Annotated in this window: 19 protein-coding genes, 1 tRNA gene and 1 pseudogene; 9 read left to right on the forward strand and 12 right to left on the reverse strand. The window is 64.1% G+C overall.

All coding sequences use genetic code 11. The features are described 5' to 3' along the window. Nucleotides 1-15 precede the first annotated feature (15 nt). Nucleotides 16-684 (reverse strand): lysoplasmalogenase, encoded by a 669-nt coding sequence (locus ACTU6U_RS14730; RefSeq protein ID WP_443469866.1) that lies wholly within the window; start codon nt 682-684, stop codon nt 16-18. Between the two features lie 24 nt (nt 685-708). Further along, nucleotides 709-1,290, reverse strand: coding sequence for a GNAT family N-acetyltransferase (locus ACTU6U_RS14735; RefSeq protein ID WP_443469867.1), 582 nt, complete (start codon nt 1,288-1,290; stop codon nt 709-711). A 108-nt stretch (nt 1,291-1,398) separates the two neighbouring features. Between ACTU6U_RS14735 and ACTU6U_RS14740 the strand changes: the two genes are divergently transcribed. Then, a tRNA-Pro gene (locus tag ACTU6U_RS14740) sits at nt 1,399-1,475 on the forward strand. 244 nt (nt 1,476-1,719) lie between these two features. Here ACTU6U_RS14740 and ACTU6U_RS14745 read toward each other — a convergent pair. From ACTU6U_RS14745 to ACTU6U_RS14760, 4 genes are all read right to left on the reverse strand, one after another. Further along, nucleotides 1,720-3,663 (reverse strand): hypothetical protein, encoded by a 1,944-nt coding sequence (locus ACTU6U_RS14745; RefSeq protein ID WP_443469868.1) that lies wholly within the window; start codon nt 3,661-3,663, stop codon nt 1,720-1,722. Beyond that, a complete protein-coding gene (locus ACTU6U_RS14750; protein WP_443469869.1) occupies nt 3,660-4,652 on the reverse strand; it encodes a tyrosine-type recombinase/integrase in 993 nt (330 codons plus the stop codon). Before ACTU6U_RS14750 ends, ACTU6U_RS14745 begins: the two co-directional genes overlap by 4 nt. Nucleotides 4,653-4,727: 75 nt before the next feature. Beyond that, nucleotides 4,728-5,669, reverse strand: coding sequence for a site-specific integrase (locus ACTU6U_RS14755; protein ID WP_443469870.1), 942 nt, complete (start codon nt 5,667-5,669; stop codon nt 4,728-4,730). Then, nucleotides 5,666-6,001, reverse strand: coding sequence for a hypothetical protein (locus tag ACTU6U_RS14760; RefSeq protein ID WP_443469871.1), 336 nt, complete (start codon nt 5,999-6,001; stop codon nt 5,666-5,668). The genes ACTU6U_RS14755 and ACTU6U_RS14760 overlap by 4 nt, the downstream gene beginning before the upstream one ends. Before the next feature lie 160 nt (nt 6,002-6,161). Between ACTU6U_RS14760 and ACTU6U_RS14765 the strand changes: the two genes are divergently transcribed. Then, nucleotides 6,162-6,722 (forward strand): hypothetical protein, encoded by a 561-nt coding sequence (locus ACTU6U_RS14765; protein WP_443469872.1) that lies wholly within the window; start codon nt 6,162-6,164, stop codon nt 6,720-6,722. An 8-nt stretch (nt 6,723-6,730) separates the two neighbouring features. On the opposite strand, the gene ACTU6U_RS14770 is transcribed toward ACTU6U_RS14765, so the two are convergent. From ACTU6U_RS14770 to ACTU6U_RS14795, 6 genes are read right to left on the reverse strand one after another with little or no spacing between them, the layout of a single operon-like run. Then, on the reverse strand, nt 6,731-9,922 hold the full coding sequence (locus ACTU6U_RS14770) for a type I restriction endonuclease subunit R (RefSeq protein WP_443469873.1): 3,192 nt from the start codon (nt 9,920-9,922) through the stop codon (nt 6,731-6,733). A gap of 4 nt (nt 9,923-9,926) precedes the next feature. Beyond that, entirely contained in the window at nt 9,927-11,093 is a 1,167-nt protein-coding gene (locus ACTU6U_RS14775) for a GTPase family protein (protein ID WP_443469874.1), read from the reverse strand. 14 nt (nt 11,094-11,107) lie between these two features. Then, entirely contained in the window at nt 11,108-11,725 is a 618-nt protein-coding gene (locus ACTU6U_RS14780) for a hypothetical protein (protein ID WP_443469875.1), read from the reverse strand. Nucleotides 11,726-11,749: 24 nt separating this feature from the next. Then, complete coding sequence (locus tag ACTU6U_RS14785; RefSeq protein WP_443469889.1) at nt 11,750-12,871, reverse strand: restriction endonuclease subunit S; 1,122 nt, start codon at nt 12,869-12,871, stop codon at nt 11,750-11,752. 14 nt (nt 12,872-12,885) lie between these two features. Beyond that, the gene (locus tag ACTU6U_RS14790) at nt 12,886-14,481 is read right to left on the reverse strand and encodes a class I SAM-dependent DNA methyltransferase (RefSeq protein ID WP_443469876.1); all 1,596 of its coding nucleotides are present in this window, start codon (nt 14,479-14,481) and stop codon (nt 12,886-12,888) included. A gap of 8 nt (nt 14,482-14,489) precedes the next feature. After that, nucleotides 14,490-16,490: a hypothetical protein gene (locus tag ACTU6U_RS14795; protein WP_443469877.1), complete on the reverse strand. Its 2,001-nt coding sequence runs from the start codon at nt 16,488-16,490 to the stop codon at nt 14,490-14,492. 186 nt (nt 16,491-16,676) lie between these two features. Here ACTU6U_RS14795 and ACTU6U_RS14800 point away from each other — a divergent pair, with 186 nt between their 5' ends. From ACTU6U_RS14800 to ACTU6U_RS14830, 7 genes and pseudogenes are all read left to right on the forward strand, one after another. Continuing rightward, nucleotides 16,677-16,937 (forward strand): DUF3892 domain-containing protein, encoded by a 261-nt coding sequence (locus ACTU6U_RS14800; RefSeq protein ID WP_443469878.1) that lies wholly within the window; start codon nt 16,677-16,679, stop codon nt 16,935-16,937. Between the two features lie 209 nt (nt 16,938-17,146). Then, the gene (locus ACTU6U_RS14805) at nt 17,147-17,689 is read left to right on the forward strand and encodes a hypothetical protein (protein ID WP_443469879.1); all 543 of its coding nucleotides are present in this window, start codon (nt 17,147-17,149) and stop codon (nt 17,687-17,689) included. Nucleotides 17,690-18,097: 408 nt separating this feature from the next. Next, nucleotides 18,098-18,670 (forward strand): hypothetical protein, encoded by a 573-nt coding sequence (locus ACTU6U_RS14810; RefSeq protein WP_443469880.1) that lies wholly within the window; start codon nt 18,098-18,100, stop codon nt 18,668-18,670. Nucleotides 18,671-18,924: 254 nt separating this feature from the next. Then, nucleotides 18,925-19,833 (forward strand): restriction endonuclease, encoded by a 909-nt coding sequence (locus ACTU6U_RS14815; RefSeq protein WP_443469881.1) that lies wholly within the window; start codon nt 18,925-18,927, stop codon nt 19,831-19,833. Nucleotides 19,834-20,643: 810 nt separating this feature from the next. Further along, a pseudogene (locus ACTU6U_RS14820) lies at nt 20,644-20,955 on the forward strand (IS1634 family transposase); the annotation flags it as partial. Nucleotides 20,956-21,236: 281 nt separating this feature from the next. Then, nucleotides 21,237-21,833 carry a TetR/AcrR family transcriptional regulator gene (locus ACTU6U_RS14825; RefSeq protein ID WP_443469882.1) on the forward strand — a complete coding sequence of 199 codons (597 nt, stop codon included), beginning with the start codon at nt 21,237-21,239 and terminating at the stop codon, nt 21,831-21,833. Nucleotides 21,834-21,941: 108 nt separating this feature from the next. Beyond that, complete coding sequence (locus ACTU6U_RS14830; RefSeq protein ID WP_443469890.1) at nt 21,942-23,435, forward strand: carboxylesterase/lipase family protein; 1,494 nt, start codon at nt 21,942-21,944, stop codon at nt 23,433-23,435. The last annotated feature ends 184 nt before the right edge of the window (nt 23,436-23,619 follow it).

Below are 23,619 nucleotides of genomic sequence, written 5' to 3' on the forward strand. Positions count from 1 at the left end.
CGGGACGCTCGGGTGTCATCGGGTGTCTCGCTCGCGAAGGGTGACGAGTGCGCCGATGATGATCAGACCCTGACCGAGGGTGTAGGTGATCATGACCAGTGGGCTCGTCCAGTCGGGCATTCCGTCGAGGAACAGCCGGAAGGCCAGCACGGTATCGCTGATCAGGAAGAAGATGCTGCCGACGACGACGAGCGGGTGACAGCGCGCGGCGAAGACGGCGGTGCCGCCGAGGACGAGGCCGTAGGCTGCGACAGCGACGAGCAGACCGCCGGTGTGCGGCGCGAGCACGATCACCATCGCGACCCACCACGCGGCATAGACGAGGGTCCACCACGGCAGACGACGCACTCGCAACACACGAATGAATAGCACGATGTAGGCGATGTGGGCCAGACCGAAGAACAGCAGCATCAGCGGCAGTTCTGGCCCGGTCGGGAAGAACGCACCGGCGCCGTCACCCAGCCACGAGAACACGATCGCTGTGAGCAGCAGGACGATCGCGAATGCAGGGCGCACGCGGAGCGAGAAGAGCACCGGGATCGCGAGCAGCGGCATCAGCCACAGTTTCGTCGGAGGGGCGATATCGCTGCCGGTTGCGAGAGCTGTGACGTGGACGATCGACATCACGATGTAGGGAACGAACGTCCAGGGGAGGGCTGTTCTCGGCAGGGTGCGGCGTTGCATCCCTCCATCGTAGATTGCGGGACGTCAGCTGATGTCGAGGGTCACGAGGGGGCGGTCGGGCTTGGGGCTGGGTGTGGCAGAGAAACCAGCTGCGAGGAACGTCGAGAGTGCGCCATGGAAAAGCTCGTTGACGTGGACGCTCGTCTGGGTGGTGTCGATCGGGTACCCCTCGATCATTCGAGCACGGTGGTCGCGCGCGAAGTCGACGGCCGCGGCGAGGAGAGCGGCGTTCAGGCCCTGGCCGCGGTGCTCTTTGCGCACGACGAAGCAGCTCACCGCCCAGACGCTCTCATCGTCAAGAGGTTCGCGGGTGGTGGCGACGATGTTGCGCGTGCGACCGAGGCGTCGCTGCGCGGGGCGGGGACCGACACGGATCCACCCCGCGGCTTCACCGTCGACGTAGGCGACGATCCCCGGTGGGCGGTCGGATGCCACTTCCTGTTGGAACAGCGCGGTGCGCTGATCGAGGTCGGTGGTCTGCCACTCTTTGTTCATCAGCACCGGCCAGACGCACTGGCAGCTTCGGCCGTCCCCGCCGCCACTGAGCGCATGCTGGATGTCATCCCAGACCTCTGGGCTTGCGAGTGCAGTCGTGATGGTGGGCATGTCCGGCAGGGTACGCCCGGGGTGCGACACGGGCAAGAGGGCCGGTTCGCGAAGGGCCCGTTGATGCGGCTAAGATAGGGGAGTTGCCTGCGCGAAAGCGCAAGACAACGGGCTGTGGCGCAGCTTGGTAGCGCACCTGACTGGGGGTCAGGGGGTCGCAGGTTCAAATCCTGTCAGCCCGACCAGCGGGCTGTTGGCAATACTGATTGCAGAACAGCTAGAGAAAAGGGAAGGGCACCTGCCTTGAGCAGGTGCCCTTCCCTTTTTCTTGTCTTTGGAGTCCAACGCGGGTCCACATAGTTGGGTTCGGACGATTCTCGCGGCGAAAACACGAACGCGCCCGGTTTTCGGGCGCGTTCAATTGTCCTGGGTTCAGCGGGAAGCGTGCCGGTCGTGCCGCCGGCAGGCGTTGTCAGTGCGAGCCGCGGGTCAAGTGCGCATTGGCGTCATCGTGAGCGTGTCGCGCTCCAGAGTGGTCGCGGGCGTCGACGACGCGGATGTTCGATTGCCCCGGGGGATGGTGAGGTCACCGTTGCCCGTGGTCTTGGTGTAGCGGTTGGCCCAGACGCGGTCGCGGCGGCGCAGGGTGTGCACGCGCCGATTCGTACGAGCACGTTCAATCGCTTGATCGCTGAGGAACGCGGCGATCTTGCGGAGGTTGTGGTTGACGATCAGGAGCGTCACGATGATCTGTGCGGCGGCGATTCCACGGACGCGGCGGCGTCCGGCGGTTGCGATGTCTTCGTCGCCGGATGCCTTGAGCTGCTGGTTCTCCGACTCGACGGTGTTGCGGGCGTGGTCGTGGAACTCCTCCCCCTCGTCGCTTCCGTAATCGAAGGCCTGCTGAGGCGCCTGCATCTCGGTGAGGTCGAAGGACGCGGAGTGTTTCTTGCAGATGGTGTCGAGGAACTCCTCCTCGAGAGTCTCGGGCTCCACTTCCGGGCGGTTCTTCTTCGCGGCGGTGAGCATCATCTCGCGCAGCGGGCAGGTCACCGTGGGGCTTGGGCCGAGGGCGGGGCAGCGGAGCATGGTCTTGCCGTCGGCGTTGGCCTTCTGCTTCACGTGGAGTCGGTACGCCTTCCGCTCCTCCAGGCGCGCGCGGTAGGTCTCGATATCGATGTTCTTGTCGAGGAGGTCCTTCGTCGCGGTGAGCAATGGCTTCGGCGTGCTCGGGCAGTAGACATCACCTTCGACGAACAGTCCGCCGTGCTTCCCGCCTTTCACACCGACGCGGTCGGAGCGGTAGTCGGTTGACGGGGTGAAGCCGGTCTTCAAGGCAGGCTTCAGCAGCCGGAACGGCTTGGCGTTGGCCCAGTACTGCTTGTCGGCGTCAGCGATGCCGGGGGCGAGCTCCAGGGTCGCTGCGGCCTCGAGCAGGTGAGCGGCTTCTTCGGCCACTTCCATGTTCGGGATGCTGAGCGATGCAGCGACGACGAGACTCGGGAACCGCTTGGAGCCCGGCTGCTCCGCGTCGACTCGGACGGCGAGGTTCGCTACCCAGCCCCAGTCGTAGTCCGCCCACTTACCGCGCTCAGGCGTGGTCTGGTCGATCTCGCCTTTCTGGTTGTCAGTGCGTTCGCCCTTGCCGCTCTTCACGTGCCATCCGGCAAATGCGTCGACGGGGCCGGGGCTTCGCTCGCCGAAGTCGGCCGTGCGCTCGGCGGCGACCTTGCTCCCCAGGTTCTTGCGGCTGTAACCCTTGGTCGTGGGGGTGCCGATGTAGGTCTGATCGAAGGACACGTCGAGATGCTTCGTCGCGCGACGGACCGCCCGGGGCTGCGCCATGAAGGTCATGCGCATGAACAGTCGTGTGTACTCGTCGAGACGCGCCTTGTACTTCTCCGCGCGCTGTTCGTCGTGGTTCCGGAGGATCTCCTGAACCTGTGTGTAAGTCTTGGCGGTGTAGAGCTCCTGGGGGTACGGGTCCATCAGCCTCTTCATCCTGTGAAACGCACGGATGGTGTTCGTGTACCAGCGCTTGGTCGTGGGGACGTGGGTAGCGAAACTCACCGGCGACTCGGGAAGGTCAAGTAGCTCACGAGAATGCGAGGAGAGGCGGTGCTGCAGCACGTAGGCGGCACGTCGGATGTGCAGCGGGGCCCCTTCGTGGGCGAGAAGCAGAAGCGCGGTGAGCAGCGCTCGGATGGAGATCATTGCGGGCCGTCCGCCCATACCCTCCGGGTTCGAGTCTTCGGCCGCCCAACGGTCGAGCTGCTCGAGGATGCCGGACTGTCGAACGCGGGCTTCAATCAGCGCGACGGTGGAGTCGTCGAACTTCTGAAGGTTGCGGCCGCGGCCGAGGATCTCGCGTTCTGTGATGCCGCACTCGTCATCGCCCAGTGCGGGGTAGTAATCAACGTCCGTGGAGATCATCGCGCGACCTCCGCTCCGACGAGCTGCGCGGTGAAGTCCGCAACGTCGAGCACGTTCGCGTGCGCGTAGTACCGCACAAGCGAGTCGTAATGGTCGAAGCCCGCGACGTCGCGAAGTACCTGGAGCGGTACGTGATTGTTGATGTGGTGCACGAGCCAGGCCGCTCGCAGGGCGGCCGGGGTGGGGCGTACGGGAGCCGGGTGGTCGGTGAGGAACGTCTGGATAATGCGCGGCGGGTACTCTTCGATACGAGGGCCACGAAACAGCGGCTCGCTTGTGCGTTCGCGGCCGTCAATGCTGCGCATCAGCACACGCGCCCACGCATGCCGCACGGGCACTCGACGGGGCTGCGCGCCGACGACGTTCACGAACACGAGGTCGCCATCGCGGTCGATGTCGGTGACGCGCGCGTCGACGATCTCCGCCGCAGTCAGACCCGCGCCTCCGGCGAGGCCGAGGAGCGCCTGTGCGTTCTGACGCTTCTTGACGGTGGTGAGTGAGTTCGCCCAGCTGTGCATCGTCGCGATCTGTTTGGTCGTGAACGGAGCGCGCACGTTTCCGCCGGGGAGCGGCAGGGCCACGAGATCGGCGTCGGCGAGTTCACGGCCGACCTTGACGAGTTGGCGGGACACTCCCCACCGGTGAGACGCGGAGCGGCTCTTGTGAGCGGCCGCCAGGAACCGGTCGATGTTGAGCTGCGTGTAGACGCGCCCGACGGTCAGGACGGTGCCGGTGCGCGCCCACACCCACATGTGAAAGCGGGCGGTCATGGTCATCAGTCGGCGCGCCGCGTCGTACGTGCTCGGGAGCATCGCTGCGGCCGTCTCGATGGTGAAGGACCGCACCGCGTCCCACGCGCCCATCGCGGACGCATCGTTCGGCCGGTAGCCGAGCATGATGCGCCAGGCGAAGTCAGGGATCTGCGGGCAGGAAATGCGGAGTTCGACGAACTCGGTGGGAATGTCGATGAGTCGGTTTTTCGCGGTCATGCAGGCCATGTACGCGGCGCGGACAAAAAGCTCGCGTACGGCGTGTCGTACTAGCCGGAACACCGGGCACCGTCGCTACTCAGTCCGACTGCCGGGCGTCGCTTTCAAAGGCGGACTCGGCGCCCGCGCAGGAAGGAACCGAGTGACCCGGTCGAGGGCCGCCAGATTTTCCAGCCCGGCAATTCGCAGCAGCTCGCGGGGCGGCGTTCCCGAATGTAGGTGGGTGAGCATCCACGTCGTGCGCATTCGCGCGGGCCGCACGTCCAACTCTGTCGTGTGCCCGCGGTGCAGGAAGTCGGTGACCTGTCCGGGTCGAACGCCGGTACGGCCGCGCCGGAAGAGCCACTCGCTCGGGGCGGCGTCGCGCACCGCTTCCCGCAGCGCCGTCTCCCACACAGGCAGGATGGGAACCAGGCGGGGCCGTTTGTCCCACACCAGGACATGCACGCTGTCGGGCCGCACGTCCACGTCGCTGACGCGAAGTGCGAGCAGTTCGCGTGTGGCCAACCCCGCCCCGAAGCCCAAAGCGAGCAAGACGGATGCGTCTTGACGTCGTGTGCTGCTTCCCTGGCTGTTTGCCCAGCTACGCAGCGCAGCGACCTCTGACGGCGTATACGGCGGAGTTGGGTCGGACCGTGGGATGGGGAACGGTTGCTCGGACGGTGGCGTGACCGCATCGACGATGGCGATCAGCATCGAGCGGTATGTCGCGCGACTGCCGCGGGTGTACGAGCTCATCCCACGATGCACGAACTCCTCAATCGTGCGTCGCCGGAACATCCGATCCACGTTTAGATCGATGCCCTTGGTTTGCCATGCCCACATTACGAACGCTGTCGCAACTGGGTACAGAGTCTGCGGTTCCCGCCCTGCGAGTCGCGCTGTCTTGGACACCGCGGCCACAACGACTGGTTCTAGTGCATCCCAGTAAGGCGCGGCCTTGATCGGCATGAATCCGGCGGCATTGAGATCGGCCGGCTTGTCTCTATTCTTGCCGCCGCGTGCATGCGATGTCACGACGTGGCCGTTCGAGTCGTTGGACGTGCGGGAGAGAACGCGCTTTCGATGCTGATGACGGCCGCGGTGGTACGGCGGGTGAACTGTACACCGGGCGCATTCCGGTCGATGAGGAGCACCATCGGAACGCCGAGTCGGCATGTGGCGACCGTGAGTATGGACGCCGGCGCGGAATCGACGACGATGCGCACGCGCGGGCTGACCTCATCGGTCCTGGTGACCAGACGCTGATCCATATCCAGGTGGTGCGTCACGCCGTCATCAGTGATGACGACGAAGACGCCTTCCGCCTCGTCCAGCAGACGGTCCAGCGAGTCGTCGTGATGCGGCATGGCGGGACCTCCGTTCGCGTGTCAGTAACGCTACGAAACGGGCGGAACGCAGTCCGCCGACTCAGCGACAACGTTGCCGCCACGCCGTCTGGTCACCTCGGGAAGCACGGCTGCGCATAGGTGCATGTGGGCGCACCATTCACGCCCCGAAAGGACCCCCGTGCATGCTCCGACTTCCGCTGAACTCCACGCTCACGCCGACGCACTCTGGCGCCCGACACACCCCGATGATCTTGCCGCCGCGCGCTACGCTGATGCCGCCGCACTGCTGTTGAGCGGGCGTCCGGGCGCACAGCGACGCGCGACCAATTGGGCCGCCACGTTGCACCGTTACGAGGACCATTGGCGCGAGGTGGGGCACGCGCCGCGGGAGAAAACTCGTGCGATGGCCTCACTTCCGACCAAGGAACGCAACCTCGGCGAGTGGGCGCGGTATCAGCGACGATTCGAGGATCAACTGAATGCCTATCAAAGCGCCCGCCTGGACCTGTCGCCGGCGTTCGAGTGGGATCCGCTCGAGACCCTCTGGCGAGCGAGGTTCATCGAGTGCGTGACGTTCGTACAGGCGAACCGCCGGCTTCCGCGTCTGCATGCTGACGACCGCGTCGAGTTCGCGTCAGCGCGTTGGCTCGGCCGTCAACTGCTTCGACTTCAGGATGGCCGGTTGGATCAGAAGCGCACCGAGGAGCTGCACGGCCTGCTCCGATTCAGCCGACACTAGAGCGTCCGTTACCGCTGCGAACCGTCCCGTTCCTCCGCGTATCGCGGTGCCATCGCTTCCATCTGATCCATCACCAGCTTGATGGCTTCGGGCTGCTTGTCCGGCGGGTACTTGTACTTCACGAGCAGCCGCTTGATGGATGAGCGCAGCTTCGCGCGGACATCATCACGCACCGTCCAGTCGGTGCGTACATCCCGGCGCATCACGAGCACGAGTTCGCGGGCGATCTCAGCGAGGACGCCCTCGCCCTGAACGTCGACGGCGGATTCGTTCGTCGCTACAGCATCGAAGAACGCCAGCTCATCGCTGCTCAGCGGCGGCGTGAACTCGGATCCCCGCGAGGCCTCAGCGGCGACGTCCTTAGCCATGGCAACGAGCTCGGCGATAACCTCTGCGGCGGTGAGCTGCTGGTTCGTGTACCGGGTCATAACCGCCGCGATCCGTTCGGAGAATGCGTGTTGTCGGATCAGGTTCCCCCGTGTCGCAGCGGCGCTTGCATCGATAAGAGACTTCCGGAGTGCCTCGATAGCGAGCTGCGGATTCGATGCTTTCTGAGCCTCGGCGAGGTACTCCGGACCGAGGTTGTCGATTGTGAGGCGGGGAAGCCCGGCAGCGTCGTAGATGTCGAGGACCTCGTCAGAGGCCATTGCCTTTGCCACAAGAGCGCTGAGTAGCCGCTGGATGTCTTCGGGAATCGGTTCGTCACGGGCCTGACGTTCAGACGCGTCGAACTTCGCCATCCACACGCGAACCTCTTCATAGAAAGCGATCTCATTATGGAGTTCGCCCAGAGAGTTCCGCCCCGAGGCGAGAGCCCACGCGCGGGACAGCGCGCCACTAGCGGCACGGTAGCGAGCCTTCAGCGTCTGATTCTCCAGTGAAGGGTCGTTGAGTGGACTGCTGCTGTCGCGGAGGAAGTTCGTGGCGACGGTCGCCGCGGTCATCAGTGCGCGTGGGCCGCCGCTTCGAACGACTCCGCGCCAATCGCATCCGTTGAGCATGCTGCGGATGTCCGAAATCAGTTCGAGCGCAAGGGCCGCCGCCTCGTCGACGTTGCGACCGATGGGGCGGGATTCCTGATCTTCCTGGGTGTACTCGGACAGCGCCTGGGCGAGGTTGTCCGCGAGCGGCGCGTACGCGACGAGAAGTCCGTCATCTTTGCCGCGGAAGGTGCGGTTGACACGTGCGAGCGTCTGCATGAGTAGCGCGCCTTTGAGTGGGCGATCCAGGTACAAGGTGTGCAGCGGTGGAGCGTCGAACCCAGTAAGCATCATGTCCTTGACGATGACCAATTCGAGCTCGTCGTCCGGGTTCTTCAAGCGCTCCTTGATGACGGCGTTCTCGGAGTCGCGGCGGACGTGATCGCTGACCGGTGGCTGGTCAGCTGCGGTGCCGGAATAGACGACCTTGATTCGGCCGCCATCGAGCGCGCCCGAGTGCCAATCGGGACGCAGCGCGACGACGGCGTCGTAGAGGCGTGCACAGATCTCGCGGGTTCCGCCGACGATGAGCGCCTTGCCGGGCGACTCAATGAACGGAAGCATCCTTTCGCGGCGTTCCTCCCAGTGGGATACCAGATCCTCAGCAAGGGTCGCGATCCGCTGCGGTGCTCCGTACACGGCATTGACGACCGCGACGGAGGCCTCGAGGCGGGCCCTCTCGGTATCGTCCAGTCCGACCGTGTACTCGTCGGCGGCCCGGTCGATGTCCTCTTCCGTTGCTTCTTCCGCGAACGCGACCTTGATAAGCCGGGGCTCGAAGTACACCGGGACGGTAGCGCCGTCGGCGACGGCCCGGGTGAGGTCATAGATGTCGATGTAGTCACCGAACACCGCGCGCGTGTCGCGTTCGGCGAACGAGATCGGGGTGCCCGTGAAAGCGATGAGCGTGGCGTTCGGGAGCGCATCGCGCAGGTGGCGGGCGTAGCCGTCGAGATCGTCGTAGTGGCTGCGGTGTGCTTCGTCGACGACGACGATCACGTTGCGCCGGTCGGTCAGGAGCGGATGCTGCGTGCCCGCGTCCTTCTCGTGCTTGCTGAGGCCGAACTTCTGCAACGTCGTGAAGTAGATGCCGCCGGTAACACGGTTGCGCAGTTCGTCACGCAGTTGCGCACGCTCGGTGACCTGCGCCGGCTTTTCAGGTAGCAGGAGACTGCGGTCGAACGTACGGAACAACTGACCGTCGAGTTCGGTGCGGTCAGTGACAACGACGACCGTGGGATTCTTGAGTTTCGGATGCCGTGACACGAGGTTCGTGTACAGCTCCATCTCCATGGACTTGCCCGACCCTTGCGTGTGCCAGACGACACCGGCCTTGCCGTTCGATTCGACCGCCTGCACGGTGCTGCCGACCGCCTTGGCGACGGCGAAGTACTGGTGAGGCTTCGCGATCCGCTTCACGAGGCCATCGGAGCCCTCGTCGAATGCGATGAAGTTTCGCAGCAGCTGCAGGAATCGTTCCTGGTTGTACAGTCCGGTCAGTGCATCGTCGAGCGGAAGTACATCCTGTTCACCTTCGATGCGGGGTTGCTCGAGGCGAGCGCCGTCGTCGTCCACGTTCCACGGCGCGAAGTGGTTCAGCGGAGTGAACGGCGTGCCGTACTTCGCGTCCAAGCCGTCGCTGGCAAGGACGAAGGCGCAGAACCGGAACGCCATCGGGAACTCACGAAGGTAAGTGTTCAGTTGGTCACGTGCGGAGGACACGCCCGCACTGGCAGCGCCAGCACGCTTGAGCTCCACGATGCTGAGTGGCATCCCGTTGACATACAGCACCACGTCGAACCGGCGATGGAGATCGCCCTGCCGCAGCGTGACCTGGTTCACCGCTAACCAGTCGTTATCGGCGGGATCGACACTCAGCAGACGTACCCGCACGTTCTGCTCTTGTCCGTCAGCGTCGAGGTAGCTCAGCGGGTACCCGCCCACGAGGTACTCGTGGATCCGGTGGTTCTCCGTCACCGCGTCCTGCGACTTGGGCGCTGCGATCTCGGATGCCGCCTGCTGCAGATAGTGCAATGGCACGGTAGGGTTCAGCGTCTGCAGCGCATTTACCAGCCGAGGACGGATCAGAAGCTCATCCCACGTGTCCCGTTCCCCGCTTCCCGGGGCGATCTCTTCGCCGCGGAGCGGGTGCCAGAACAGCGGCTCGGCGAGCGTATCGAGCGTCGCCTGCTCCCAGTCGGACTCAGAGATACCGGACATGGGCTCACACTCCTGTCAGCCGTTGACCGGCCATCTTCCGGATAACGTCGACGAAACTCGGCGCGTAGGCGCCCCACGTCTCCGCGATCTTGTCCACATCGATCTTCCCCGTGTGCACCTGCTCGCACAGACGGATCCAACCTTCGCCCATGGCCGCGGTGAGCGCGAAAGCGACGCTCGCCCCGACGACGCTCCCCGCGCCCGGAATCAGTTTGAGAAAGCTGCGGGCGAGAGCCTGCCCACTGATCTGAACACCCAGCTGGGCGAGCGCAGTGGCAGACAGCATCGTCTTCAGCTCCAGGTCGTAGATCGCTGCGATGCGGCCCATCATCGTCATCTGGATCGGTGCCAGGGCCATCGCGTCTGCGACCGGGATCGGAACTGCGGCGGCAGCTGCTGCAGCAGCCGCCGCTGCAGCGATGACCGGGCGGGCCATCTCGCGCTTCCACGGAAGGTTGAGACGCTGGGCGATGCGAAAGGCATCCTTCTCGTCTTCCGGCGAAAGCGTGAGAGTCTCCGCGACGAGCTCACCGAGGCCGTGCCCCGAACCCTTCCCATGCTTGTCGCGGGTCGACGTGAGAATGACACGCTGAATCGGAAGGTCAATGCGGTTTCCGTCGACGTCGACCGGATCCTCCAGCCACGACGTGAACTCCTCGACGTCCCTCGGGGGATTGCGCTTGCCCGTCACCGGGTTCTTCGACCAGTCGACCTTGGTGAGTACCAGGATCACCGGTAGCCCAGCGGCATCGAGTTCGCGGATCATGGCGATATCGGGAGACGTCAGACGGTCTGCTTTCGATAGGACGCAGTACCAGACCACGGAAATCTGCTCGACGGCAGGACGCTTCGCGATGGTCGCGAGGCTTGCGCGGAGGGTGTCGGCGGGAGACGTGGTCGAGCCGATCTCGAATCCCTCGAGGTCCCAGATTCCGAGAGAGTCATCGTGGTAGTAGTCAGCGCCGCGGGTGACAGGGAGACCCTTGCCAACCTTCGCGAGGTCACGCCCGAAAACCGCGTTGATGAGCGACGACTTGCCGACGCCGGTTCCCCCGACGACAGCCAGGTTGAACCGGCCGTACCGCGACTTCGCGGTCTCGTTCGCCTCGAGGAACGGCTGCTCGTCGACCGTGGGGAGGTCGACGGGGCGGGCGTCTGGCATATCGGTCATGTCCGTGTCTGCTTTCACTTCGGTGCTGGAGCGGCCGAGACGAACTCGAACTCCAGGGTGACGTCAGGGTCGATAGCGGTGATGATGTTGGTGTAGAACATGCGGGCCTGATCCTTCAAGAGGTCAGCGTTCTTGGCGAGGTACTCGGCCTGTAGCTCGTCGCCGAAGACATCGTTCACCATCGCGACCTTGTCGATCTCGGGTGTCGTCCAACTGAGCACATCTGTGCTTTCGGCCGCAGTCTCAACGTTCTGATTGTCGAGTCCGATCACGATGAAGGACGGGATGGTCACGACGAACGAGCCATTCGGTTGTTCATCGATTTTCACGTCCTTCGCGTCGATCCCGAGCTTGGCATCGAAGCTGTAGCGCAAGAACGCCGCTCGCGAATTCGGGATGCTGAGGAACAGGAACTGACCGGCTTCGGTCTTCCGCTCACGGATACCCTCAATCCCGAGCGTCACCAGCGCTACCTCTTGGGTGCGCGTGATCGCGTTCACGATCTGGGTGTTCTTGTCGGTCGTCCCGCCGATCCAATTCCCCAGCGGTGGCTTGACGATGAAGAGCGCGCCGGCGGCAAGGAGCGCACCGACGATGACCAGCGCTGGCCACAGGATCAGGTTTTTCTTCATAGCGTCTCTTTCGGTAAGGCTGGATCAGGCGCCAGCGGCGGATGCCACAGCCTCGATATCGCGGACGCGGAGTTTGCCGGACATGAGTTGCGGGAGAAGCGCCTCGCGGGTTGCGGCGAGTGTGCGGTTTTCGTCGAGCGCTGCTCGCTTGGCCGCCGTCTCTGACGCGATGGTGGTTTCGATCCGCGGGAGATCGGGCGTCGACGGGATGACCAGTTGGAGTCGCTTGAGATTTCCCATGCTGATCTTCGGTTGCACGGCGCCCGTCACGAGCGTTGAGACGTCCGCCGTACGCAGGGATTGAAAGAGCATCTCAGATGAGATTCCGTTCCCTCGCAGTACGTGTGCGTGGTTGTTCACCCATGCCGGACCCCAAACATATTGGGTCACGGGCGACGAGTCGGCGTTGATAACCGAACCATCCTCACCTACGAGGACGATTGGTTCATCAAAAATAGCTTCGTCGACGTACCCGAACACGCCAGTGGCGCCGTAGTAGGGCACGCTCCCTGGGCGTGAGTCTCGTTCGGCAGCAGACAGAGGAACGCGTTGCCGATTATGGAACACCGCGACGTCCCTGAGCTGGACCTTCGCGCCATCGGCCGCGCGCTCGAGCAACGCCAGTTTCATGTGTTCATCCAAGGTGGCGGCGAGCGCGGTATTGGCAGAGATCTTGTCGTCGAGGGCGCCCAGCACCTCGGCAATCGCCTGCTGCTCAGGGAGCGGCGGCATTGGCAGCCGGATCCGGCCGATGTCCCTCACGTTGAGACTGTTGAACACAGCGCCCACGTTCAAAAGTCGGTCGACTTCGGACCACCAATACGGGCTACGCGTCGCCCACCTAAGGTACCTCTGATCGACCTCCGTGCCGTCACTGCGCAAGAGGACTAAGTTTTGGCCGATTGCGCACCGCAAACCCGCCGGGATTGGCGCTGTATCGCCAACCCGTCCACGACGTGTCACGAGGATGTCGCCCGCGAGAGGGGTTGTCCGGCGCGTCCAAACGGCCAAGTCGTCTTCTGAGATAAGCCGGGCGTTGGCGGTGACTACCCGTCCGTCTCGTATGTCTGGAATCGCAATGTAAGGGACGCCAACGGATTGCGCAGCTGGGGTCTTGTGCTCGCAGTCGAGAACTGCCAAGCCCATCTCCGCAAGAGTCTTCACGAGACTCGTCCAAGTTGTGTGCGAACGACGTCTGCAAGTCGTGCGGATTCTGCGAACCGTGCGTCCAACTCGGTCCACAAGCGCGCGAGCTTCTCCTCGATGGGCTCGCTGTCACCGTCGGATGTGGCAGCGCCGACATAGCGCCCTGGAGTGAGGGCATAATCTGCGGCCTTGATCGTGGCGAGGGTGGCGGAATTGCAGAAACCTGGGACATCTGCGTACCCATCGGGCATCGAATCTGATTTGACTCCATGCCACGCGTGGAATGTTTCTGCGATCCTTGCGATATCGTCGTCGCTCAGCACACGCTCGGCCCGGTCGACCATGTGACCGAGGTTTCGAGCGTCGATGAAGAGCACCTCGCCGGCGCGCCTTCCCTTGTCTTTCGTGAAGAACCAGACACAGACAGGAATCCCGGTGGACCGGAAGAGCTGGGTGGGAAGGGCCACCATGCAGGAGACGAGGTCGGCTTCGACGATCTCCGCGCGGATTTGTCCTTCGCCGCCGGAGTTCGACGACATGGAACCGTTGGCCATGACCACGCCGGCCTGTCCACCGGGTGCGAGCTTGGCGAGGATGTGCTGGATCCACGCGTAGTTGGCGTTTCCTGCGGGTGGGACACCGTATCGCCAGCGGGGATCTGAATCGTTGCGGGCCCAGTCCTTAATGTTGAAGGGTGGGTTGGCCATGATGAAGTCGGCCTGAAGGTCGGGGTGGAGGTCGCGGGCGAAGGTGTCGCCCCAGCGGGGTCCGAGGTTTCCGGAGAGTCCGTGGATGGCGAGGTTCATCTTTGCCATTCGCCAGGTGCGTTCGTTGAGTTCTTGCCCGTAGACGGAGATGTCTGAGCCTTCACCGTGGTGGGCTTCGAGGAACTTCTCTGCTTGGACGAACATGCCGCCAGAGCCGCAGGCGGGGTCGTAGACGCGGCCGTGGGTGGGCTGGAGGAGTTCGACGAGGACGCGGACGACGCTGGCGGGGGTGTAGAACTCTCCGCCGCGTTTGCCTTCCGCAGAGGCGAACTTCTCGAGGAAGTATTCGTACACTTCCCCTAGGAGGTCGCGGGCGCGGCGTCCGGTCTCGCCCGACTGTCCCTGTCCGGCGAAGCGGGCTGAGTTGAAAAGGTCGATCAGTTCGCCCAGGCGCCGCTGGTCGATACTCTCGCGGTTGAAGATGCGGGGGAGGGTGCCGGCCAGGCTCGGGTTGGCCTGCATGATCGCATCCATCGCCTCGTCGATGAGCGCGCCGATGGGGCGTTCTGCTTCGGTGCTCTTGGCGTTCTCGGCAAGGTGTCCCCAGCGGGCGGTGGCGGGGACCCAGAACACGCCGCGGCCGGTGTATTCGTCGGTGTCGTCGATGAGTTCACTGATCTGTTCGGCGTCGTATCCGTCGGCTGCGAGCTCGGTGCGGATGGCGGTGCGGCGTTCGTCGAAGGCGTCGGAGACGTACTTGAGGAAGACGAGCCCGAGGATGACGTCCTTGTACTGGGAGGCGTCCATGGAGCCGCGGAGTTTGTCGGCGGCCTTCCAGAGCGTGTCCTTCAGTTCTTTTATGGTGGACGGTGCCGCGGGTGCGGTCTTGGTGGTACGGGGCATGGATCCTCTTAGCTTTCTGCAGCCGTGACGGTGTCGCCGTCCGGTCGGCTCATGGTCAGAGTAACGGCACCAGCGGCGATGCCTGTGACGAGGGCGTCAGCGTATGTGTTGAGTTGGGTGAGACGTGTGGTCAGGCTGGCTCGCGTTGCGGCGATCTCGGCGAGTGCTTGGCGGAGTGCGGCGACGGATGTGGGGGGAACGCGTCGGAGGTGCCAGCGTTTCCAGGCGCCTGGTCCGGCGGGTTGTGTGGCGATGTCTTGGGCGACGAGTTCAGGGATCAGCCCGCCGGGGTCGGTGCGCCGGATGCGGAGGATGCGCGCGGGGTAGGCGACGACGGAGGATCCGTCGTGGTCGACCCATGCTGCGGTCGTTGGCCCGGTACGGAAGACGATATCGCCCGGCTGCGTCAACTGCGATGTTGGGTACTGCTCCGCGTAAGTGAGCGGATCGATGCAGTCGTCACCGATGCCGGCGGGGTCATCGAGGTGGCGGCTGAGGACGACGCGAAGTCCGGTCTTTCCGAGATCCTCGGGGGAGATGCGCGTACCGGGGATGATGCGTGCGTGCCGTTCGCCGATGAGATCAGTCAGTACTGCCGGAGCTGAAGCAGACGTGGGGGATCGGTCGTCGAGGACGACGTCCGGGTGGTCGTCTCCGAGCTCGCGTGCCGCGTGACTGATGCGCGTGGTGAGCTCTACCACGTTGGGTGTGCCGCGACGCGGTGGGGTGCGAGAGACAAGCGCACCGGTTCGGGCTCGCAGCGACGACGTGCGCGGCAGCGACATGAAGCGGTACGCGCGTGCACGGAGCTGATCCTGTGTGCCCATGCTCGCGACCAGGTCGCTGACGAGGTCGGCTTGGCGTGTGGGCGTCAGCGGCACGTCGGTGAGGTCGGCGACGGCCGTGTAACGGTCGTCAGTGGCGAGGTGCGACGGCGCGGGACCGAGCGCCCACAACGCGAGAGCCTCGCGAGTAGCCCCGGGAACGAGGCCCGCTGGCAGACGGACAACCGCCCGCACACGATCCGTGCGTAGCACGTCAGCACGGATTCCACGCTCGTGTGGTGCGAGCGCGTCAGTCAGAATGCGCGCAGGTCCCAGCACGACCGCGATGTCGTCCCCGCCCAACTCGAGGGAGAGGTCGTCGATGGCGTTTAGCGCGTCCGCGTCGGTGTCGTCTGGTCGATGGGGCACACGGTCGACGCGGACAGCGCCTTCGAGTGCGTCTGCTTCGGCAAGCCAGATGCCGAGCGCCATGAGCCGGCGACGCAGCTTCCGTGAATGAGTGCCCCGGGTGAGGGAGAGGGCGGAGTCGTCGCTCACCGTGGACGCAACACGCACGCCCAGGTCCGCATCGACGCCGTCGCTGACGATGATGGGCCGTAGTGGCCAGGCGTCGAGGAGAGTGATGAGGAGGCCCGCTGCGGCGTCGTTGAGGGGGGCGTGGGAGCCTGTTGGCGGTGTGGCGGCGTTTGACCTGCGGGCCATGACCTCGAGAGCACCTGCCGGCGAGTACGCGGCGTCGATGATCCGGTCTGCGAAATCGCGCCAGTCGCGACCGCTTGTCAGGTGGCCCTCGACCTCTGATCGGATGGAGAGGTCGTCGGGGTCGACCCGCGCTGCGTCCTCGCGAATCGCCGTCAGCGGGCGCCCCGTGAGAAGCCCGGTCTGCGCCTGGAGCAGGATGAGCGACTCGAGCTCCGCGACATGCGTGGGGTTCGCGAGCGAAAGGTCGGCGGGGGCCGCCGTTGCGGCGGAATCCGCGCGCGCGTCCGCGTTGTTGCCGTGCCCGGTCGTCTCGAGCCACTCTGCGACCTCGAAGGTGTCGAACATGGGTCGCGAGCTGTCCTGCTCGACTGGTCGGGGGAACGCGTCCGGTCCCACCCGGAACCGGCGCCTCCACATCGACACCACGGGTCGGCGAACGTGCGCGAGATCTGCGATTCCCTGGAGCGAGACGAGCATGCGCTGTGCGGCACGGTCGTCATCAGACAGGGCGATTGAGGTCATGTCGCAAAGATATCCAAAACTGCAGACATTGCACCAAATTTGCTGATAAGGATGCTTATCAGGAGAGATTGTCACTTGTGCCGCGATGCTTCGTACTGTCGGTGCTGCGAGTTCAACGAGGGCTCGTGAGGTTCGCTGGCCGGCGCCACCTCTGAAGCAGTACCCACCTGTCAGGAGGACAGAACCATGGCAGATCGCCGCATCACACACAGCCGAAAAGACCGCAACGGTGACATCACCGCCGTCGGTCAGCCCGGTCAGATTTGGTCACCGAGGCTGAGGGCGGACGCGATCCGAGACATCGAGTCCCGGATGCACACGTACTTTGTTCAGTGGCCGGAGAAGCGCACGGAGATCAGGGTTGTGCAGGGGGCAACGGGCAAGTACCTGCGCACCGACCGGGACGCCACGACGCGCAACAACCTCGACGACCTCCCGGACCTGTAGGGGTACAGGCCGGATGGCCGCGACCAAGTCGATCTTGCGTCGTGGGCCTGCTGGGGAGGGTGCTGGGGATGCACCTCCCCAGCAGGCGCTCCGGTCCTCAACATCACCATCTTTCACCCGTCGAGCTCATCGCCATCACCACAGTCACCCAGCCCGTCAACTGGGGTTGGCGACCCGCGACCCCGTGATTGCGCGGGTACCATGAGGTCATGGTGGATAGCTCGAACGAGACCGATGCCCCTACTGGCTCGTCCCCGTGGACTGCTGCTGAGGTCGAAGGATTGGCTGACCAACTGGAGCAGAACCTTCCAGATTTTCTCAACGAACAGTACGGCGGCCACGGCGACACGATTTCCTTCCGTCGGGTGGGTGTTGTGTTGGATTCCGATGCTGACCACCGCGAATCAGGAGCACAGGACTACCTGTCGTCGATCCAGATCACGCATGTGAAGAACGTCGAAGTTCATAATCTTCGGGTCGGTGCCGAGGATGACAAGCAGGCAGGGCTTGCGGAGCTACGGCTATTCGGGGACATCCTCGGCAAAGTCGACAGACACCGTGACGGGGCTCCGGACGACGTCGCCGTCACCATCGACTTTTCATCCGACTATGTCGACGTTCCCGCGTCCATCCGATGGGATCACGATGGGCAGATCGAGGACGTGACGGCTACCGACACCGCCGTACTCGTCGCCACGGAAACCGAGGTGCTGTATGCCGGTGATGACGACGACCTCTACCCGTATAAGTAGGGCCGGGACCGGTTCTCGCCGGCCCCACAAGTTTCATCGTCATCCCCGCAGCGTTACTTAGCGGGGCTGCGCGGCGGCGCTGACCGGCGGCGCGACGCTGTTCGCGAAACAGCACTGGTACGACGCTGGCGGTTACTGACATTGCTGTGCGGGCATACGACGCGTGATGTCGATGCGGGGCCGCTTCATCCGTCCGCGTCCTCGGCAGACGGCGTGCTGTCGTGGGATCGGTAGTTCGTGAGGCCCGATCAGCGGAATCGTCGTGACCATCGAATTGCTTAGCCGCAGGTGCGAGCCGATGGGTGAGATGGAGAGCTGATGATGCGACGCCGTAGGCCCCCGTTTGCGAGCGAACGGGGCAGCGACAAGCGGCTGGCCGTGGCGGCGTGCAGGGCGCCGGCGACAGCCGTGAACGACGCATCCGTGCGGACTGACGGCTACCAGCCGAACCGGCCGCTGACGGAGCAATCCACACCAGGCATCTACCTCGTGATCACCGCCTCACGCACCCTCTATCACGTGGAGGTAGTCGCCGGCGACTCGTCCTCGACGATCACCCGCTACCCGTGTGCAAACTCGTTGACCCTGGACGGCGAGCCTTTGACCGGGGTGCGCAGCTTCTTCTTCGACCCGATGTCAGGGTCGGGTCAGATTGAGTGGTGGAAGCGGAACGTCGCGGATCGTGACCACCCCGACCGCCAGTATCTCGGTACCATCCGCAGCACCAGCCGAGTCATGCTCATCTTGAGTATCCATGACACAGGCGAGAACGAGGGGTCCTCATCGCGATCCGAGAACACTGCGCACATTCAAACACTGCTCGACGGCCTACACGCTGCGCTGGCGACTGTCGATTTAGATGACGATTTCGTAGAGCTGCTGACGGTGCTCGTGCGGCATGGACGCGACAGGTCGGAATCGGATGTGCGCAGCGACCGTCCACAGTCCTTCGACTCTGGCGGATCCGATGGAATCCGATGAGGCCCTAGCATCATCCCTGGCGGATCCCATCGCGAGCACGTGAACTGCTGCGCCACCTCGACGACGGCCCAGGGCCCAGATGGACGCGCTCGGTTCTACATGCACGGCTACCAAGAGTTGCACCCGTCAAGCCGCCTCGGCGCCGGAGGCCTGCCTGAGATCGCGTACGTCGAATCTCGGGAATTGCTGGCGCGGACGTGGGGCACGACCCGTATGTGAAGAGCGCCGTCGGCGGCCTGCGGCACAATGAGGTCATGAACAGCCCCGCCGGGACACCGACCACGCGCAACCCCTTCCTCGAGTATGGGCAGACGCACTCGGGCATGGTGCTCGTGAACATCCGATTCTGGGTGGCGACGCTCATCGGCCTGGCGCTACTGATCGGCGGGTACGTAGCGACAGCGAACGGTGCGGGGCTGGCGCCGATGTTCGTCTGGCTGACCTTCAGTGTCCTGTGGCTCGTCTGGGCACTGATCGTGAGGATGAGCCAGGGCTTCGGCACCGCAGGGCTAGCAATACCCGTCGCCCAACCAGCCCCGACGACGCACCACCAGACCGGGCGGGGACCGCACAACATCACCCCTCTGACGCCCGAGCAGCGGGCGTGGGTGGAAAAGCAGAAGGCCAAGGCGCCGGCTGAGCCGGTAGAAGACTTCACACCTGAGCAGCTTGGAGCAATCGCAGCGACCATCGCCGACCGCCAAGCTATGACCAAGAAGCCAACGAAGGCAAAGGCGAAGGCGGAGCCGCCACGTTCCGCGGCACCGGAACCGCACCCTCTCGGCGTGGACCACGAAGGTGCAGAGCACCTGGCCGCCCAGTGGATGAGACATCTGCGCGTACTAGACGCGGAGACCACCCGCCATGTCATGGACGACGGCATCGACGTCGACAGTGCGCACTTCGTCGCCCAGGTGAAGCACCTCACCGGCGGCGTGGGCGGACCGGACCTTCACCGCCTCGCCGGCGTCGCAAGCGTAGCCGGCAAACACGGCGTCTTCTTCGCGAACACCTATTACACGGCTCAGGCCATTCTTTTCGCCGAGCGGGCGAAGGTTGCCCTGTTCCGGTATGACGCGCACGCCGGGACGCTGCACGGTGAGAACCCCCTGGCGCAGAAGGCCATTGACAGTGGCGACCTCAACGCTGCATTCCGGCCCTGAGCACGCACGTGCATGAGATTCCACCTCAGCGCCGCTTCCTGTCGCGCAAGGAGCACAAGCGCTTCGCCACCGAGCTCGAGCAGTACTGACCTCGACCCCAGGAAGCCCCTGAGGCACAGAGCCCGCGGATCCTCAACGACACGTTCACCGAAAGATATAGAGCGTTCCGGAGATGGCTTTGGTCACAGGCGCTGAAGCCGACACGCTCTCATGCGGAGCCGACGGTCACCTGGATCGAACGGAACGTCATCCTGCCCCGTCACCGGGAGCCCCGCGACATCCCGTGATCTCGACGTGGAAGTCACCATCTCGCAGTGTCTTCCGGCGATGCACTCGTCGTGTTCATCAACCAGCAGAAGTCTTTCCGTGGGACCTTCGTGATGTCGTCGAGGATTTGCGTGCCCAAGGCGGGAAGTTGTGGCGGTAACTGACCGAGAACGTCGAAGGCGCCGTGAACCCGATGCCGTGGCTCGGTTCCGCTCGTCGAGGACAGTGCGGTCGAGGTCAAGTACGGCGAATCAAGAGCGCCACGCCGCTGCGTCTTGTTCAGCATCGCGAAGCACAGCCTCGAGGAGTCCTTCGTGGAGCTCATCGATGTGGCGAGACGGAACCGCTTCGCCGTCTGAGAGTCCTGTCGCCCGCGGCGCCCGGGACGAGTCTGCCTACAGGAAAACGGCGCGGCACCCTCAGGAAACAGACCTTGGGTGGGGAGTCCTATCGCGCGATAGACCAGGTAGTGCCAACAGCCCACCAGCAAGCCGCGGAAACTCAAGGGTTTCCGCGGCTTTTGCGTTGGTGAGATTTGATCCGGCCGTCTATCACGACCTCTTCAAAGTCGAAGCGTCCTTTCGGATGGCGAAGACCGACCTGCGCGCGAGACCCATGTTCGCCTCGACCGCCGAGTCGATCCATGCACACCTCACCGTCGTCTTCGCAGCTCTCGCGATCAGCCGACACCTCTATGCGACCACGGGCGTGAGCGTCCGCCGCATCATCCGTGCGCTCCGCCCGCTCCGTGACGTGACGATCAGCGTCGACGGACACCAATCGACCGCGACCACCCCGCCCACCGGCGAAGCCGCCGAGATACTCGCCCTGCTACGGTCCGACGCGGGGCACTAGGGCGACACGATACAGGCCGGACGACTGAATCGCCGGTAAGTCTCTGAGTGGCTGACCTGGTCGGCTGGCAGGGGTGGTGTTGGTGCTCCGCTTGGTCGGGACCATTACAGGCCTGCCTATGAAATGACCATTCCCGGGTCGACCCGAGCAGTAACGTCAACCTCGTGGAAGGGATCAAGGTCACATGACCATCGTCGCGGCATGATCACCACAAGCGAACCGTCCGGGAAGCCCAGGGCCGACCAGGCTATCATCGAAGAGTCCTGGAGGGAAGAACTAATATGGCTCGCCGTTTGGTACCGGAAGCTCGCAAAGCGGAGATCATTGCTCGTACGCGTCAGATGATTGCCGCGCAGGGGGCCGAGAATCTGAGTCTGCGCGAGGTTGCCCGTTGGTGCGGAATGAGCGCACCGGGCCTGCTGCACCATTTTGATGGATTGACCGCGGTCCTCGAAGCCGTGCTCACCGCGCGGGCCGAAGAAGAGCGGCAGATGTATGCGGCCACGATCGACACCGCCGGGGATCAAGCGACGTTGCGCGACTTTGCCGATGCCACGGTGCGTATCGCGGCGAGCCGGCCGGAGGAGAGCCGCAATTTCGACCGGCTCGAGATGGTCGCACTCGCGGACCCCACACATCCCGCCTATGCGTTCTATCGGGAGGGAAGCGATGTGAGGCGGCTCCGGCCGTTGACGCTCATGCTCGCGGAACGCGAGTACCAGGATCCGATCGCCGTCGTTTCTGTGCTGGGGTTGGTGGCCGAAGGGCTACGCCTGCGTTGGCTGCGCTCGGAAACTCCTCCCGACTACCTCGGTGACTGGGAGCTCGTTCGCGATACCGTGTTCGACGGCTTCGACCATCTCCGCAAGCGGAACTAATCGAACTCGATGAGTGCTCTCGAGTGCGCTGTCCGCTAATCTATCTGCTGTTAGATAGGTGAGAGTGGCGGACTTTTCCGTGACGACTAGGCAGGGGGAGTGACTGACATGGGCTCGGAAACGTACGGCAGCGTTCGCACACAACAGGGGGAAGTCCGGGGAAAGTGGCGACGATCCGCCTCGGGCGAGAGCGCTGCATTTCTGGGAATTCCGTTCGCGCAGGCCCCGGTCGGGAAGCTCCGGTTTGCGGCTCCGGCTCCCATGGCGCCGTGGGACGGGGTCCGTGATGCGCTCCAGTACGGCGCCACGCCTGCCCGAACGGAGTTTCCCAATGGGTCGATTCCTGAACCGGCCATTCCGGGTGAGTCAACGTTGAATCTCAACGTATTCACTCCGCGCCCGAGGGAAAGCGATGCGGGTCTGCCGGTGCTGGTCTGGATTCATGGCGGCGGATACTTCAGTGGATCACCTGCAAGCCCGTGGTACGACGGCCGCACCTACAATCGCAACGGCGTCGTCGTGGTGAGCCTGTCGTATCGGCTCGGTTTCGATGGCTTCGGGTGGATCGATGGTGCGCCGGCGAATCGCGGTGTGCTCGACTGGATCGCCGGCCTCGAATGGGTGCAGGAGAACATCCGTGAGTTCGGCGGCGACCCCTCGCGCGTGACCATTGCAGGTCAATCGGCGGGGGGCGGAGCAGTGATGACGCTGCTCGGCATGGAACGTGCCCAGCACCTCTTCTCCGCCGTGCATTCGATTTCTGGTGCCTTCGGTGACATGCCGATGGCGCTGGCGAAGGAATTCGGGGCTGCCCTCGGTAAGAAGCTCGGTGTCGAGCCAACGGCCGATGCCCTTCGTGCAGTGCCCGAGGATCAGATATTCGCGGTGCAGCAGGAGCTCTCGACACCGCCCGGCATGGACTACTTGAAGTCGATGGTCCAAGACGGCCCCCTCGTTGCCCCGGTGGTCGACGGAGAACTCATTCGACGCCCGACGTTTGAGTCGTATCGGATGGGGATCGGAGCGGATAAGGCCCTCATGCTGGGTGCGACCGATGAGGAGTTCCTCATCATGGTGGCCGGGCAGAGCGAGCAACTGGCACCCCTGCCGCTGCCCGCATTGCTCGACTCGGTCGGGTTGAGCGGTGAGACGCGCGACGCCTATATCGCGTCCCAACCCACTTACGTCGCCCGAGGCAACGCCGCCCTCCTTGGCAAGTACCTGACCGATGGGATCTTCCGCAGCACGGTTCTGCGAGTGGCTCATGCGCGGGCGGGCGCACCCACGTGGCTGTATCGGTTCGCGTTCGTGTCGACGAGCATCGGATTCTCCTTCCACTGCCTGGACGTCCCGTTCTGGTTTGACTGTCTCGACTCGCCGGAGGTCGCGGCGCACACCGGGCCGAACCGGCCGCAACCGCTGGCCACGGCTATGCACCGAGCATCTGTGGAGTTCGCTTCTGCGCACGACCCTGGTTGGTCGGCGTGGACTGCGGATACCGGGGCGACCCAGGTCTTCGGAGATGGGGCGGTGGCCGCACGTGCCTCCCGGGACGAATTCAATGACGTCGAATGCTTGCTGAAGACGGCCTTTCGGCCTTGAGTGCAGTGGCTGCCTCATCCACTCATCAAGAGTGAGTTTCCGCCAGCGAATCGGCGCCGCGCGAAAGAGTACGCGGATATCTAACGAGAGTTAGACATGCCGCTATCATGGTTCATGAGGTCCGTGTCGGCGGATTCGGGACATGCCGCTCATTTTCCGGATGGGCGAAAGGAGAGTCGTGTCT

This window comes from Microbacterium zouquanmingi, assembly GCF_052266695.1.
Lineage (GTDB): Bacteria > Actinomycetota > Actinomycetes > Actinomycetales > Microbacteriaceae > Microbacterium.